This window comes from Pseudomonas frederiksbergensis (assembly GCF_003732665.1).
Taxonomy (GTDB): Bacteria; Pseudomonadota; Gammaproteobacteria; order Pseudomonadales; family Pseudomonadaceae; genus Aquipseudomonas; species Aquipseudomonas frederiksbergensis_G.
Window position 1 is genome coordinate 591,537 of sequence record NZ_MOBP01000001.1, and the last position, 13,582, is coordinate 605,118.

Consider the following 13,582-nt stretch of genomic DNA (forward strand, 5'->3'; position numbering starts at 1 on the left):
GGGGCCATCAGCCACAGCCCATCAAGCCCTGACTGTCCGCACCTGTTCCCCCACCACTTCTTCCTTGCGCACAAACCGATTCGCCCGCGCAAACGTCCCGAAATCATTGAACCTCACGCCCATCTCGCGCATGACCTTATGCGCCACCGGCACGGTCATCTGGCGGATGTAAAACGGTTCCTTCACCACAAAATGATGAATCCCGTGGCTGCTGCCGAAGTTGAAGCAGAACGCCTGCATCGGCCACATCCACCAAGGGTTCAGCACCTGGGTTTGCTGGATCACATTGCCCAATTCCACATCACCGTAGTAATGCATGTTCGAGCTGACAAAGTGCAGGCAGAAAGTGCGCAACACGTTCGGCCCGATGATCACCACCGCCGCGATGTCGATCACCTGCATCACCGACAACGTGGTCGCCGACCATTCAATCGGCGTGCCCATCAGGTACGCGATGCCATTGGCGGCATGGAAGCCGAGAAACACGTACCACGCGCCCCAATGCACCAACGCCAGCGGTGCGTAAACCTTCAAGGTGCGTTTGATGATGCTGACTTTGTGCGCCCAGGTCTTGGCCCGCAGCATGCGGATGAATGCCGACATCACGTTGTCACCGACCATCATCAACCGCGCGATGCCCCAGGGCTCGCCGTTGGTGATCGCCCGTTCTTCCATGTCGGTTTCGGTGCCGGAGACTTTGTGATGGTTGAGGTGCAGATGCCGACGAATCCACGGATTGATGGTGCTCGGCCGCGCCAGCCAGACCAGGCCCATCATCAGGGTGTGCGGCACCCGCTGTTTGCGGAAGTACATGCTGTGGATCAGGTCGTGTTCCAGTTCGTGGGTCAACGAGGCAAAAAATGCGTTGAGCAACAGGCACACCCACCAGGCCATGTGCCCGGTGATGTAGAGCGCCGCCGAACCGATCATCCCGGCCAGGGCAAAGGCCAGAATGCCGGCGCCCAAGGCGTCCTGATGGTTGAGAATCGGGTAGTGTTTTCGCAATTCGACGCCCCGGGCCAGCACCACTTCGCGAATATGTGCTGATCGCTGGGCTGCATTCAGTCGCTGGGGACTTGCAGAAGTACGGTCCATGCTTCCATCCTCTGGTTATTGATGGTCACATCCTGCCTTGTGATGCCCCACAAGACGGTAGCCGTGAACGCCAACCTGTTGACCGGAAGCGCCAATCAGCATGACTGAACCGACCTCCCTCGCCAGCTGGACCCGCGCCCTGCGCAAGCAACTCGATGCGTTGGGCCTGGACAGCACCGCCCTGTGCGAACAGGCGGGGCTTGACCCGCAGTTGATGGACGACCCTAACGCCCGTTATCCGTTGTCCAACACCACGCGCCTGTGGGAAATCGCCGTGCAGGTCAGCGGCGACCCGGCGATTGGCTTGCGGGTGTCGCGCTTTGTCAGCCCCACCACCTTCCACGCCCTCGGATATGCGCTGGTGGCCAGCGGCAGTCTGCGGGAGGTGTTCGAGCGCATCGTGCGTTATCACCAAGTGGTCAGCGATGCCCTGGAACTGGAACTGACCCGCAGCGACGACCGCTACCGTTTTCGCCTGAAAGTCCCGCCCGGCAACCCGGCCCCGGCCTTCGAAGCCATCGACGCCTTTGCCGCGATCTACGTGCGCACATGCCGCAATCGCCTGGGCCGCGACTACGCACCGCTGGCGGTGTACCTGCGCCGCCCCGAACCTGCCGACCCGCACCAATGGCACAAAGTGTTTCGCTCACCGGTGCACTTTTCCGCCGACGAAGACCGACTGGAATTCGCCCTGGTGGACTTCGAAAGCCACCTGGACGACGCCAACCTGGAACTGGCCGAACACAACGAAACCGTACTCAAACGCACCCTCGCCCAGCTCAAACCCCTGACCTGGGAGCGCAAAGTGCGCGACGCCATCGAGGAACAACTGCCCGAAGGCGAACCCAGCGCCGAACACATCGCCAAGACCCTGCACCTGAGCCTGCGCAGCCTGCAACGGCACCTGGCGGACGAGGGTTGCCGCTTCGACACCCTGCTCAACGAAAGCCGCGAAAACCTCGCGCTGCTGCACCTGCGCGATCCGCAGTGTTCGTTGAGTGAAATCAGTTATCTGCTGGGTTTTGCGGATACCAGCAGTTTTAGCCGGGCGTTCAAACGCTGGACGGGGATGACACCGGGGCAGTTTCGGGATGGGTTGCGGTGACGGGTTTGGGAGGTGTGTTGTCTGGACTGGCCTCTTCGCGGGCAAGCCTTGCTCCTACAGGTCATGCGCCAGTCGTGAAGATAGCGTTGACCTGTAGGAGCGAGGCTTGCCCGCGAAGGCGATAGCCCGGACGGCGCAAAAACCTCAGCGCCCCCGATCCCGCCGCAACAACTTGCGCACCCGCGCCACCAGTTCATTTACGGAAAATGGCTTGAGCAGGTAATCATCCTCATGCAACTCCAACCCGCGCAGGCGATCTTCGATGCCGTCCTTGGTGGTGAGGAACAGCACCGGGGTTTCGCCGAGTTTGCGGATTTGTTGCTGTAGCTGCCAGCCGTTGAGGCCCGGGAGCATGACGTCGAGGATGATCAGGTCGTACTCGCCGGATTCGATGAAGCGCCGGCCGTCCATGCCGTTGAGCGCCACATCCACCGAATAGCTCGCCTCGTTCAGGCCGTTGGCCAGGAGTTTGGCGGTTTCGGGTTCGTCTTCCACTAACAGGACACGCATGGCACACCTCGATTAATCAGGGGTACAGGCTAGGCGTGTTCGGGTCGGTTGCCCACCACAAACTTTCAGCACACGCCATTCCTTGTGGGAGCGGGCTTGCTCGCGAAGGCGTCGTGTCAGCCAACATCCATGTCGATTGACACACCGCCTTCGCGAGCAAGCCCGCTCCCACAAGGGGTTCAGTGGTTGCGGTTAGATTGTGGCCAACGCTCGGAGCCGTTCGGCATCAAGGATTTCGATTTCGCCGTAGCCCAACCCGATAATCCCCTGCCCCTGCAGCTCCTTGAGCATCTGGTTGGTGGTCTGGCGCGACAGGGACAGCATCGACGCCAGTTGCTCCTGGGGCAGTTGCAGCACCCGGCGCGGCGGGTCGATTTCGCCATAACCTTCGGCGATCATCAGCAGGCGATGGGCCAGGCGAGCCGGGGCGGGCATCAGGCTGAGCTGTTCGAGATTGATGAAGGTCAGGCGCAGTTTTTGGCTCATCAGCAGGGCCAGTTGCCGCCAGTACAGTGGTTGGTCGTCGAGCAGCTTCAGCAGCGCGGTTTGCGGGATGTGCAGCAAGGTGCATTGGCCTGCGCCAAACGCATCGTGGGTGCGGGGCTGGCCATCGAACAGGCAGATTTCGCCGAACCAGTGCGGCGGCTCCACCAGGCTCAGCAACGCCTCTTTACCCTGCTCGCTCACCGCGCCGATGCGCACCGTGCCTTCGAGCACCGCGTACAAACCGCACGGCGGATCGCCGCGTTTGAACAGCCGTTGCCCCGGCGTCAAGCGCCGCACGCGGGCCGCTGCCAGCAGACTATCCTGTAAAGAAACGGGTAAATGACTGAACCACTGCCCACTCATCAGGCGCGAACGCCAAACCTGCATGTCCATGAAGACTCCTGGAAATTGTCGCCTGGCTGACAGAGCGAACGCCGGACCCGGGGCATGATCAGTCACCCTACAGGAGGAATAACAATGAAAAGCCTCGTTGACCATCTCAGTCAATACGCCGCCTACCACCGTGACCCGCGCAACATTGCCAGCCACTTTATCGGCATTCCGCTGATTGTGGTGGCGGTGGCGGTTTTGCTGTCGCGGCCGCAGTGGGCCGGCGGCTGGGTTTCACCGGCGGTGCTGGTGGCGCTGGCGTCGGCGTGGTTTTACCTGCGCCTGGAGCTGCGCCTCGGGGTACTGATGACGGTGTTGCTGGGCCTGTGCATTTGGGCAGGGCAAATACTCGCGCAGCAAAGCACCATGATCTGGCTCAGCAGCGGTGTGGCGATGTTTGTGATTGGCTGGGCGATTCAGTTTGTCGGCCATCATTACGAGGGGCGTAAGCCAGCGTTTGTCGATGATGTGACGGGGTTGATTGTCGGGCCGTTGTTTGTGGTGGTGGAGTTGGCGTTTTTGCTGGGGTTGCGGCGGGACCTCAAGGAGCAGATTGAGGCGCGAGTGGGGGGTGTGCGGGTCAATTCGAAGGGTGCTGCTGTTTAGATCGCTTTCGCGAGCAAGCCCGCTCCCACAGGGTATTGGGTTGGCCACAAATTTTGTGCTCAACACCGGTCCCCTGTAGGAGCGAGGCTTGCCCGCGAAGCTTTTGCCTTAGATGTTGGCGACTTTCTGCCAAACCTTGGGTTTGAAGAACAACGTCTCACCCTTGGCCAACCCAACCAGGCTGTCGTGATCCTTCACCACTTCGGCCTCAATCAATTCGCTCTGCCCTTCCACCTTCAATGTCACCCGAGTCGTAGCACCCAACGGCCGGATATCCCGCACTTCAGCCGCGTGGTGATCCTCCAGCTCATGCCGCGACAGCGACACTTCATGGGGACGGAACAGCACATGTTTGTCGTCACCCAGGTGCAAACGGTTCGAATCGCCCAAGAAGTGATAAACGAAATCACTGGCCGGGTTTTCGTAGACGTCGCCCGGTGAACCGATCTGCTCGATCACACCCTTGTTCATCACCACGATCCGATCCGCCACTTCCATCGCCTCTTCCTGGTCGTGGGTCACGAACACGGAGGTCAGGTTGATGTCTTCGTGCAACCGCGCCAGCCAACGACGCAGTTCCTTGCGAACCTTGGCATCCAGTGCACCGAAGGGTTCGTCGAGCAGCAGTACTTTCGGTTCCACCGCCAAGGCGCGGGCCAAGGCAATTCGCTGGCGCTGGCCGCCGGACAGTTGCTCCGGGTAGCGATCCGACAACCAATCCAGTTGCACCATGTTCAGCAGTTCGTGGACTTTGACCGCGATCTGGCTTTCGCTCGGGCGCTGGTTTTTCGGTTTCATGCGCAGGCCGAACGCGACGTTGTCGAACACCGTCATGTGGCGGAACAAGGCGTAGTGCTGGAACACGAAACCGACGTTGCGATCGCGCACATCGTGGCCGGACACGTCTTCGCCGTGGAACACGATGCTGCCTTTATCCGGGGTTTCCAGGCCGGCGATGATCCGCAGCAGCGTGGTCTTGCCGCAGCCAGACGGGCCGAGCAGCGCCACAAGTTCGCCGCTCTGGATGTCCAGGCTGATGTCGTTCAGGGCCTTGAACGCGTTGAAATTCTTGCTGACGTTACGCACTTCGATCGACATGAATTATTCCTCCGCGGCGCTGGCGCGCAGGCGGTTAATACGGTTTTCGCTCCACTGCTTCAGCAGCAGGATGAAGAGCGCCATGATCAGCAACAGGCTCGCCACGGCGAACGCGGCCACGTGGTTGTATTCGTTGTAGAGGATCTCGACGTGCAGCGGCAAGGTGTTGGTCACCCCGCGAATGTGCCCGGAAACCACCGACACCGCACCGAACTCACCCATCGCCCGCGCGGTACACAGCACCACGCCGTAGATCAGGCCCCATTTGATATTGGGAACGGTGACGTGCCAGAACATCTGCCAGCCATTGGCGCCGAGCAGCCGCGCGGCCTCCTCTTCCTGGGTGCCTTGTTCCTGCATCAGCGGGATCAGCTCACGGGCCACGAACGGGACGGTGACGAAAATCGTCGCCAGCACGATGCCCGGCAAGGCGAAGACGATCTGGATGTCGTGATCCTGCAGCCACGGCCCGAACAGGCCCTGGGCGCCGAACATCAGCACATAGACCAGACCGGCAATCACCGGCGACACCGAGAACGGCAAGTCGATCAAGGTCACCAGCATGCTCTTGCCACGGAACGAGTACTTGCTGACGCACCACGCCGCGCTGACGCCGAACACCACGTTCAGCGGCACCGAAATCAGCACGGCAATCACCGTGAGTTTCAGCGCCGATAAGGCGTCCGGTTCAAAGATCGCGGTGAAGAACGCGCCCAGGCCGTTTTTCAAGCCTTGTGACACCACGATGAACAGCGGCAACAGCAGAAACAGAGTGAAGACCAGCCAGCACAGGCCGATCAGGATGCGCCGCGACGTAGCACTGCCACGGCGGGCGGCGTTGGCCGAAGAGGCGGCCGCAATAGACGATTGGGACATGGTTCGCGCCTCCTTATGGGGTTTCGATGCGCCGCTGCAGCAAGTTGATCAGCAGCAACAGGACGAAGGAAACCACCAGCATCAACACGCCAATGGAAGTGGCGCCGGTGTAATCGTATTGGTCGAGCTTGACCATGATCAGCAGCGGCAGGATTTCGGTTTTCATCGGCATGTTACCGGCGATGAAAATCACCGAGCCGTACTCGCCGACGCCCCGGGCAAAGGCCAGGGCAAAACCGGTCAGCCAGGCCGGCAACAGCGCGGGCACCAGGATGTAGCGGAACACCTGCAGCGGCTTGGCACCGAGGCAGGCCGCGGCTTCTTCGACTTCACGGGGAATGTCGGCCAATACCGGCTGCACCGTGCGCACCACGAACGGCAGCGTGACGAAGGTCAGCGCCAGGGTGATGCCGAGGGGGGTGTAGGCGATCTTGAAGCCCATGTCCGCAGCGAACTGCCCGACCAGGCCAGTCGGCGTGTACAGCGCAGTGAGCGCAATACCGGCCACGGCGGTGGGCAGGGCGAACGGCAGGTCGATCATCGCGTCAATGATCTTGCGCCCCGGGAAGGTGTAGCGCACCAGCACCCAGGCCAGCAGCGTGCCGATGATGCCGTTGATGATCGCGGCATACAGCGCGGTGCCGAAGCTCAACTTCAACGCCGCCAGCACCCGAGGCGCGGTGACGATGGCGTAGAACTGATCCCAGGTGAGCTGGGCGGCATGTACGAACATGGCCGCCAGTGGAATGAGCACAATCAGGCTGAGGTACACCAAGGTGTAGCCCAGCGTCAGCCCGAAGCCGGGTATGACGGGGGAGATACGACGCGACATAAAAGTCCTTGGTTGAAAATTTCGATCCGCTAAACGCATTCATGTGGGAGCGGGCTTGCTCGCGAAGAGGGCGTGTCAGTCGATAAAAATGTTGACTGATACTCCGCTTTCGCGAGCAAGCCCGCTCCCACATGTCATGCGCCTGAGCTTGAGGCTCGTGTGTGGCTCAAATCAAGTTACTGCGCCTGGTAAATCTGGTCGAACACGCCACCGTCATTGAAGAATTTCGGTTGGGCAGTTTTCCAGCCGCCGAAGTCTTTGTCGATGGTCACCAGGTCCAGGGTCGGGAATTGCTTGGAATACTTCGCCGCTACGTCCTTGTCACGTGGACGGTAGAAGTTTTTCGCGGCGATTTCCTGGCCGGCCGGGCTGTACAGGTGCTCGAGGTAGGCTTTGGCGATCTGCTCGTTGCCTTTCTTCTCGGCGTTCTTGTCGACCACGGCCACCGGTGGCTCGGCGAGGATCGACAGCGAAGGCACGACGATTTCGAACTTGTCCGCGCCGCCGTCTTCTTTCAACGCCAGGAACGCTTCGTTTTCCCAGGCCAGCAACACGTCGCCCTGACCGTTGTTGACGAAGGTGATGGTCGAACCGCGAGCACCGGTGTCCAGCACGGGTACGTGTTTGAACAGGGTCTGGATGTATTCTTTGGCCTTGGCCTCGTCACCGCCGTTGGCTTTCAGGCCATAGGCCCACGCCGCGAGGAAGTTCCAGCGAGCGCCGCCGGAGGTTTTCGGGTTCGGCGTAATGACCGAGACGTCGTTCTTGACCAGGTCGCCCCAGTCCTTGATGCCTTTAGGGTTGCCCTTGCGCACCAGGAACACGATGGTCGAGGTGTAAGGCGTGCTCGCATCCGGCAGGCGTGTCTGCCAGTCAGCCGGCAGGGTCTTGCCGAGTTTGGCGATTTCGTCGATGTCACCGGCCAGGGCCAGGGTCACGACGTCGGCGCGCAGGCCGTCGATCACCGCACGACCCTGCTTGCCCGAACCACCGTGGGACTGCTGGATTTTCACGGTGTCGCCAGCGTGGTCTTTCTTCCAGAAATTGATGAATTCGGCGTTGTAGTCCTGATACAGCTCGCGAGTCGGGTCGTACGACACGTTGAGCAGCTCGTAATCCTTGGCAACCGCGGAGCCTGCAAAAAGGGCGCTGGCCAGCGCGGCCAAAGCGAAATGACGAATCGACGACATGGTGAAAGCTCCTGGAATTCTGTTGGTGTTGGCTTTTCTTATGGGTTTCTGGGATCGCGGTTGCCGGTTTAAAGATCGCCGCCTTCGAAGGCTCCTACATCAATCCCCCGTAGGAGCTGCCGAAGGCTGCGATCTTTTGATTTTTTGCTTCAGCTCGGTTTATTAGCCGGGTTCTGCAAGCGGAATTTCTCTTTGCGTTCAATCTGGACCACCTGGGCGTTGTGCACAGTGATCTCCACCGCGCCGAAACGCAGGTCGCGCAGGGCGCTCTGGATCTCACGCAAAATGGTTGCTTCGTCCTGGCTGTCAACGCTACGTAGGGATGCGCTCATGGTGCTGCTCCTTCGACTGAGAGGTTGCCTGGCAGTGGCGGCACTGCTTGCGGCGTGAGGGCAATAGTAGATAGGCGCGGATATTCTTAAAAAGACTATTTAAGAATGTTTATATAACCAGAAAGTATTATTTGATGGGACAAGGGGTTGCGGGGGTTTTCACATTTTTGAAAGCCCCACAAAACCCTGTGGCGAGGGGGCTTGCCCCCGTTCGGCTGCGAAGCAGTCGTAAATTCTGCTAGCGCGGTGTATCAGACATTTTGGGGCGGCTTCGCCACCCGACGGGGGCAAGCCCCCTCGCCACAAAATCAACCAATCACGGGAGCCCGTGCCCAATCCAGTTGCTCTGCCGGCACCGGCCGCCCAAACCAGTAGCCCTGCCCCAGATCGCACTCGTGTTCGAGCAGGAACCCCGCCTGTTCCACTTGCTCGATCCCTTCGGCGTGCACCTGCATCCCCATGCTTTTGGCCAACGCGATGATCACCCGCACAATCGCGCCGTCATCCTCGTCCCACGGCAAACCGGCGACGAATCCCTGGTCGATCTTGAGCTTCTGCACCGGCAAGCGCTTGAGCCGCAGCAGTGACGAATACCCGGTGCCAAAGTCATCGATGGCCAGCCGCACGCCCAATTCACGCAAGCGATGCATTTGTTCCAGCGCCACTTCCGGATCGTCCATCACCGCGCTTTCGGTAACTTCCAATTCCAGATACGCCGGGTCCAGGCCGGTTTCGTGCAGCACCTGCGCCACCTGCTGATACAACTCACGGCGGGCGAACAAGCGGGAAGACACATTCACCGCGACAAACGACAGCACCACGCCGGCCTGCTGCCACTGGCACATTTGCCGACAGGCCTGCTGCATGACCCAGGCATCGATCTCGGAAATCAGCCCGGTACGTTCGGCCACGGGGATGAATTCCGCCGGTGATATCAACCCGCGCAGGGGATGCTCCCAGCGCACCAAGGCTTCGACGCCGATAAGGCGACTGGTTTTCAGGTCGTGGACCGGTTGGTAGTAAACCCGCAATTCCTGCATCTCCAGAGCGCGGCGCAGTTCGAAGGCGATCTCGACCCGCTGTTGGGCATGGGCCGTCAGCTCTTCGGTGTACAGCGCGTAGCCATCGCGGCCGGCGCTCTTGGCTTTGAACAACGCCGAGTCAGCGTTGCGCAGCAGTTGCTCGGCGCTCAAAGCGTCGCTGGGGAACAGGCTGATACCGATGCTGGCATTGATGAACAACTGATGGCCGTCGATCTCGAACGGCTCTTTGAGGCCATCGATGATCCGTTGCGCCAGGGCCGCGGCCTGCACCAGTTGCGGACAGTTCTCGGCGAGGACGGCGAATTCGTCGCCACCCAGGCGCGCCAGGGTGACGCCCGGCGCGAACAGGCCTTTGAAACGTCCGGCAACAGCCTTGAGCAGTTGATCGCCGATGTTGTGCCCGAGGCTGTCGTTGATCATCTTGAAGTGATCCAGATCGATCATCAGCAACGCGCAGCCGCGCTTGTGCAGTTGCGCCGAAGTCAGCGCCTGCTCGACGCGGTCGGTGAACAGCAGGCGATTGGGCAGATCAGTCAGCGGGTCGTGGTGGGCCAAGTGCGTGAGTTCATGCTCGGAGTTTTTGATCGCGCTGATGTCCGAAAACACCGCCACGTAATGGCTAAGCTGGCCCAGATCGTCATGGATGATGCGGATGGTTTGCCATTGCGGATAGATTTCGCCGCTTTTGCGCCGGTTCCAGATTTCTCCGCTCCACTCGCCGACGCTGCCGAGCATGGCGAACATTGCCTTATAGAAGGCTGGCGGGTGGTGACCGGACTTGAACAGGCTCGGTTGCTGACCGATGACTTCATCACGCTGGTAACCGGTGATTTCCATAAACGCCCGGTTCACATGCACGATCAGGCCTTTGCTGTCGGTGACCAGAACCCCTTCGCGAGTGCAATCGAACACGGCGGCGGCCTGGCGCAGGCGCTCCCGGTCTTCACTGCGCTCGCGCAATTTGGCGCCGATGCCCAGGCAGCGGAACAATCGGGCGCGGGCGAGGAAGATCAACCCGGCGCTGAGCAGCACCCAGGCGTAACCGTTGATCAGTTGCCATCGCAGCAATTCGTGGGAGCTATCGAAGAAACTGTTCAATAAATAACCACTGAACTGGAGCCAGACTACTGAAAGCACCAGGTAAAGCAGCGCTGCACGCAAGGCATCGCGGTATGTGGCTGTCATCAGGCCGTCCATGTCCCTACAAAAGGGTTGGAATTATAGGTTAAAGAAACATCCAGCCACTCTTATCTGAAAGGGCGACTGGTTTTATCTGTGGGCTTAGTGATAATGCAACGGCTGTTTTTTTATTTATCGAGGGCCCTATAGCCTATGTGGTACGAAGGTTTTCTCGGCTTGTCGCCCTGGTCACTGGTGGCAGTCACCCTGCTGATGACCCACGTCACGATTGTTGGCGTCACGGTTTATCTGCACCGCTATTCAGCCCATCGCTCTTTGGAGCTCAATGCTGGCCTGAAACATTTCTTCCGCTTCTGGCTGTGGCTGACCACGGCGCAGAACACCCGCGAGTGGACCGCCATCCACCGCAAGCATCACGCCAAATGCGAAACCGTTGATGACCCGCACAGCCCGGTCATCAAGGGTCTTTCCACCGTTCTGCGCAAGGGCGCCGAGTTGTACCGCGAAGAAGCGGAAAACCCGGAAACCCTGCGCATCTACGGCAAGAACTGCCCCGAAGACTGGATCGAACGCAACCTCTACAGCCGTTTCCCGCTGTTGGGCGTGGCGATCATGGGCGTCATCGACCTGCTGCTGTTCGGCACCATCGGCATCACCATCTGGGCCATCCAGATGATGTGGATCCCGGTCTGGGCTGCCGGCGTGGTCAATGGCCTGGGCCATGCCATCGGCTACCGCAACTTCGAATGCCGCGATGCGGCGACCAATCTGGTGCCCTGGGGCATCCTGATCGGCGGCGAAGAACTGCATAACAACCATCACACCTACCCTAACTCGGCAAAACTGTCGGTGAAGAAGTGGGAATTCGACCTCGGTTGGGCCTGGATACAAGTCTTCTGCTTCTTCCGCCTGGCCAAGGTCCAGCGGGTTGCGCCGATCGCCCACCGGGTCGAAGGCAAGGGCAGCCTGGACATGGACACCGCCATGGCCATCCTCAACAACCGCTTCCAGATCATGGCCCAGTACCGCAAATTGGTCATCGCGCCACTGGTCAAGCAGGAGCTGGAGAAGGTCGATCACTCGGTCCGTCACCAATTCCACCGCGCCAAGCGTCTGCTCTCCCGGGAAACCAGCCTGCTGGATGACAAACACCATATCCGCATCCAGAACATGCTCGAGCACAGCCAGGCGCTGAAGGTAATTTACGAGAAACGCCTGGCCTTGCAGCAGATCTGGGTCAAGACCAGCTCAAATGGTCACGACATGCTTGCCGCCATCAAGGATTGGGTACACGAAGCCGAAGCAAGCGGGATTCAATCCCTGCGCGACTTCGCCGACCAGCTCAAAACCTACTCCCTGCGCCCTGCCGCCGTCTGACCCTCTGCCGAGGGGTGCCCTGTGGCGAGGGAGCTCGCTCCCGCTCGGCTGCGCAGCAGACGCAAAACCTGACGACGCGTTCTTTCACTGAAAAAACGCGTCGCCAGTACCGCCCGGCGGGAGCCACCTCCCTCACCACCCAAGCCGGGAACTAAGCTCCAAATCCCCTATCTCAAAGACACTTCGCCATCCAGGCGGGCCGAGACCTGTTATCAATTATTTCCCACCAAAGCGTGACAGCGCCTGCTGTGGCACAAGAAATAATCGATAAGGGGCCCACGTAGTGGCCGCTTTCGACACTCGAGCGGCGCACGCCCTTTGAGATCTGTGCCGATGGTCACCAAAAACCTACAAGACTCATCCCACCCGCAGTGGCCCGAGGCCGCGCAAACCCTGATGGCGTTGATGCATGCCCAAGGTGAAGTCGCACGCCTGAGCGAACGCGAACAACTGTTCAGCTCGCTGCTGGTGAGCGTCAACGCCGTGCTTTGGGCCTTCAACTGGGAAACCCGTCAGGTCCTCTACGTCAGCCCCGCCTATGAACGGATTTTCGGCCGTTCCGCCGGCCTGCTACTGGCCGACTACAACCAGTGGCGCGACAGCATTTACCCCGACGATCTGGACTACGCCGAACGCAGCCTGGCCGAAGTGCTGGACAAAGGAGCCGTCGAAGATCGCGAGTACCGCATCATCGCGGCCGACGGTGAAGTGCGCTGGCTCAGCGACAAGTGCTTTATCAACCGTCAGGCCGAACCGGGGCAACCGGTGATCATTGTCGGCATTGCCGAGGACATCACCGAAAAGAAGCAGATGGAAACCGAGCTGCAACGCCTGGCGACCACCGACGTCTTGACCCAAAGCAGCAATCGCCGGCACTTCTTCGAATGCGCCCACCGCGAATTTGAACAGGCGAAGTTACAAGGCGCGCCACTGGCGTTCCTACTGCTGGACATCGATGACTTCAAAGTGGTCAACGACACCTACGGCCACCAGGGCGGCGACACCGTGCTGCAACGCATCGCCGAAAGCGGTCGGGCGGCGCTGCGCCGGGGGGATCTTTTCGGGCGAATTGGTGGGGAAGAATTTGCCGCGGTGTTCCCGGGCTGCGCGCCGGACATGGCCATGCAAGTGGCCGAGCGCCTGCAACGGGAGATTCAGCGTCTGAGCTTCAGCCACGACGACCAGACCTTCGGCATCACCGTCAGCCAAGGGCTGACCAGCCTCACTCCCGAGGACGAAAGCCTCGACAGCCTGTTTGCCCGTGCGGATGCGGCGATGTACGAAGCCAAGCGCCAGGGCAAAAATCGAATCATCTCCGCCTGACGGCCCAACACAAATCTAATGTGGGAGCGGGCTTGCTCGCGAAGGCGTCGTGTCAGTCGACATTGATGTTGCCTGACACGACGCCTTCGCGAGCAAGCCCGCTCCCACAGGGTATTAGTGTGTTGGCTACTTTTTGCGCAGTCGCATCAATTCCGGCAAGCCGATCTTGAGCAACCGCG

13 protein-coding genes are annotated in these 13,582 nt (G+C 60.1%); 4 read left to right on the plus strand and 9 right to left on the minus strand.

The features are described from left to right. Positions 1 to 21: 21 nt before the first annotated feature. Entirely contained in the window at positions 22 to 1,095 is a 1,074-nt protein-coding gene (locus BK665_RS02770) for a fatty acid desaturase (protein WP_123402740.1), read from the minus strand. 100 nt (positions 1,096 to 1,195) lie between these two features. On the opposite strand from BK665_RS02770, the gene BK665_RS02775 reads away from it, so the two are divergent. Next, positions 1,196 to 2,200 (plus strand): AraC family transcriptional regulator, encoded by a 1,005-nt coding sequence (locus tag BK665_RS02775; protein ID WP_123402741.1) that lies wholly within the window; start codon positions 1,196 to 1,198, stop codon positions 2,198 to 2,200. 144 nt (positions 2,201 to 2,344) lie between these two features. Here the strand turns inward: BK665_RS02775 and BK665_RS02780 are convergent, their stop codons facing one another. Continuing rightward, positions 2,345 to 2,710, minus strand: coding sequence for a response regulator (locus tag BK665_RS02780; RefSeq protein WP_123402742.1), 366 nt, complete (start codon positions 2,708 to 2,710; stop codon positions 2,345 to 2,347). A 192-nt stretch (positions 2,711 to 2,902) separates the two neighbouring features. After that, positions 2,903 to 3,589 carry a Crp/Fnr family transcriptional regulator gene (locus BK665_RS02785; protein ID WP_123402743.1) on the minus strand — a complete coding sequence of 229 codons (687 nt, stop codon included), beginning with the start codon at positions 3,587 to 3,589 and terminating at the stop codon, positions 2,903 to 2,905. A gap of 84 nt (positions 3,590 to 3,673) precedes the next feature. Between BK665_RS02785 and BK665_RS02790 the strand changes: the two genes are divergently transcribed. Then, positions 3,674 to 4,192 (plus strand): Mpo1 family 2-hydroxy fatty acid dioxygenase, encoded by a 519-nt coding sequence (locus BK665_RS02790; RefSeq protein ID WP_123402744.1) that lies wholly within the window; start codon positions 3,674 to 3,676, stop codon positions 4,190 to 4,192. A 108-nt stretch (positions 4,193 to 4,300) separates the two neighbouring features. Here BK665_RS02790 and BK665_RS02795 read toward each other — a convergent pair whose 3' ends face one another. The 6 genes from BK665_RS02795 to dibA form a co-directional block, all read right to left on the minus strand. Beyond that, a complete protein-coding gene (locus tag BK665_RS02795) occupies positions 4,301 to 5,290 on the minus strand; it encodes a sulfate/molybdate ABC transporter ATP-binding protein (protein WP_123402745.1) in 990 nt (329 codons plus the stop codon). 3 nt (positions 5,291 to 5,293) lie between these two features. After that, positions 5,294 to 6,166 (minus strand): sulfate ABC transporter permease subunit CysW, encoded by an 873-nt coding sequence (gene cysW, locus BK665_RS02800; protein WP_054050211.1) that lies wholly within the window; start codon positions 6,164 to 6,166, stop codon positions 5,294 to 5,296. 13 nt (positions 6,167 to 6,179) lie between these two features. Continuing rightward, positions 6,180 to 6,998, minus strand: coding sequence for a sulfate ABC transporter permease subunit CysT (gene cysT, locus BK665_RS02805; RefSeq protein ID WP_123402746.1), 819 nt, complete (start codon positions 6,996 to 6,998; stop codon positions 6,180 to 6,182). A gap of 176 nt (positions 6,999 to 7,174) precedes the next feature. Then, the gene (locus tag BK665_RS02815) at positions 7,175 to 8,188 is read right to left on the minus strand and encodes a sulfate ABC transporter substrate-binding protein (protein ID WP_123402747.1); all 1,014 of its coding nucleotides are present in this window, start codon (positions 8,186 to 8,188) and stop codon (positions 7,175 to 7,177) included. A 149-nt stretch (positions 8,189 to 8,337) separates the two neighbouring features. Continuing rightward, positions 8,338 to 8,520: a sulfur starvation response protein OscA gene (gene oscA, locus BK665_RS02820; RefSeq protein WP_123402748.1), complete on the minus strand. Its 183-nt coding sequence runs from the start codon at positions 8,518 to 8,520 to the stop codon at positions 8,338 to 8,340. Positions 8,521 to 8,828: 308 nt separating this feature from the next. Beyond that, positions 8,829 to 10,748 (minus strand): phosphodiesterase DibA, encoded by a 1,920-nt coding sequence (gene dibA / locus BK665_RS02830; RefSeq protein WP_123402749.1) that lies wholly within the window; start codon positions 10,746 to 10,748, stop codon positions 8,829 to 8,831. Between the two features lie 147 nt (positions 10,749 to 10,895). Here dibA and desA point away from each other — a divergent pair, with 147 nt between their 5' ends. Beyond that, on the plus strand, positions 10,896 to 12,080 hold the full coding sequence (gene desA, locus BK665_RS02835; RefSeq protein WP_123402750.1) for a delta-9 fatty acid desaturase DesA: 1,185 nt from the start codon (positions 10,896 to 10,898) through the stop codon (positions 12,078 to 12,080). A gap of 333 nt (positions 12,081 to 12,413) precedes the next feature. Further along, entirely contained in the window at positions 12,414 to 13,403 is a 990-nt protein-coding gene (locus BK665_RS02840; RefSeq protein ID WP_123402751.1) for a GGDEF domain-containing protein, read from the plus strand. The last annotated feature ends 179 nt before the right edge of the window (positions 13,404 to 13,582 follow it).

Coding starts and splice junctions, on each gene's coding strand:
- BK665_RS02770 (WP_123402740.1), bottom strand. CDS start 1,095: ATGGACCGTACTTCTGCAAGTCCCCAGCGACTGAATGCAGCCCAGCGA.
- BK665_RS02775 (WP_123402741.1), top strand. CDS start 1,196: ATGACTGAACCGACCTCCCTCGCCAGCTGGACCCGCGCCCTGCGCAAG.
- BK665_RS02780 (WP_123402742.1), bottom strand. CDS start 2,710: ATGCGTGTCCTGTTAGTGGAAGACGAACCCGAAACCGCCAAACTCCTG.
- BK665_RS02785 (WP_123402743.1), bottom strand. CDS start 3,589: ATGGACATGCAGGTTTGGCGTTCGCGCCTGATGAGTGGGCAGTGGTTC.
- BK665_RS02790 (WP_123402744.1), top strand. CDS start 3,674: ATGAAAAGCCTCGTTGACCATCTCAGTCAATACGCCGCCTACCACCGT.
- BK665_RS02795 (WP_123402745.1), bottom strand. CDS start 5,290: ATGTCGATCGAAGTGCGTAACGTCAGCAAGAATTTCAACGCGTTCAAG.
- cysW (WP_054050211.1), bottom strand. CDS start 6,166: ATGTCCCAATCGTCTATTGCGGCCGCCTCTTCGGCCAACGCCGCCCGC.
- cysT (WP_123402746.1), bottom strand. CDS start 6,998: ATGTCGCGTCGTATCTCCCCCGTCATACCCGGCTTCGGGCTGACGCTG.
- BK665_RS02815 (WP_123402747.1), bottom strand. CDS start 8,188: ATGTCGTCGATTCGTCATTTCGCTTTGGCCGCGCTGGCCAGCGCCCTT.
- oscA (WP_123402748.1), bottom strand. CDS start 8,520: ATGAGCGCATCCCTACGTAGCGTTGACAGCCAGGACGAAGCAACCATT.
- dibA (WP_123402749.1), bottom strand. CDS start 10,748: ATGACAGCCACATACCGCGATGCCTTGCGTGCAGCGCTGCTTTACCTG.
- desA (WP_123402750.1), top strand. CDS start 10,896: ATGTGGTACGAAGGTTTTCTCGGCTTGTCGCCCTGGTCACTGGTGGCA.
- BK665_RS02840 (WP_123402751.1), top strand. CDS start 12,414: ATGGTCACCAAAAACCTACAAGACTCATCCCACCCGCAGTGGCCCGAG.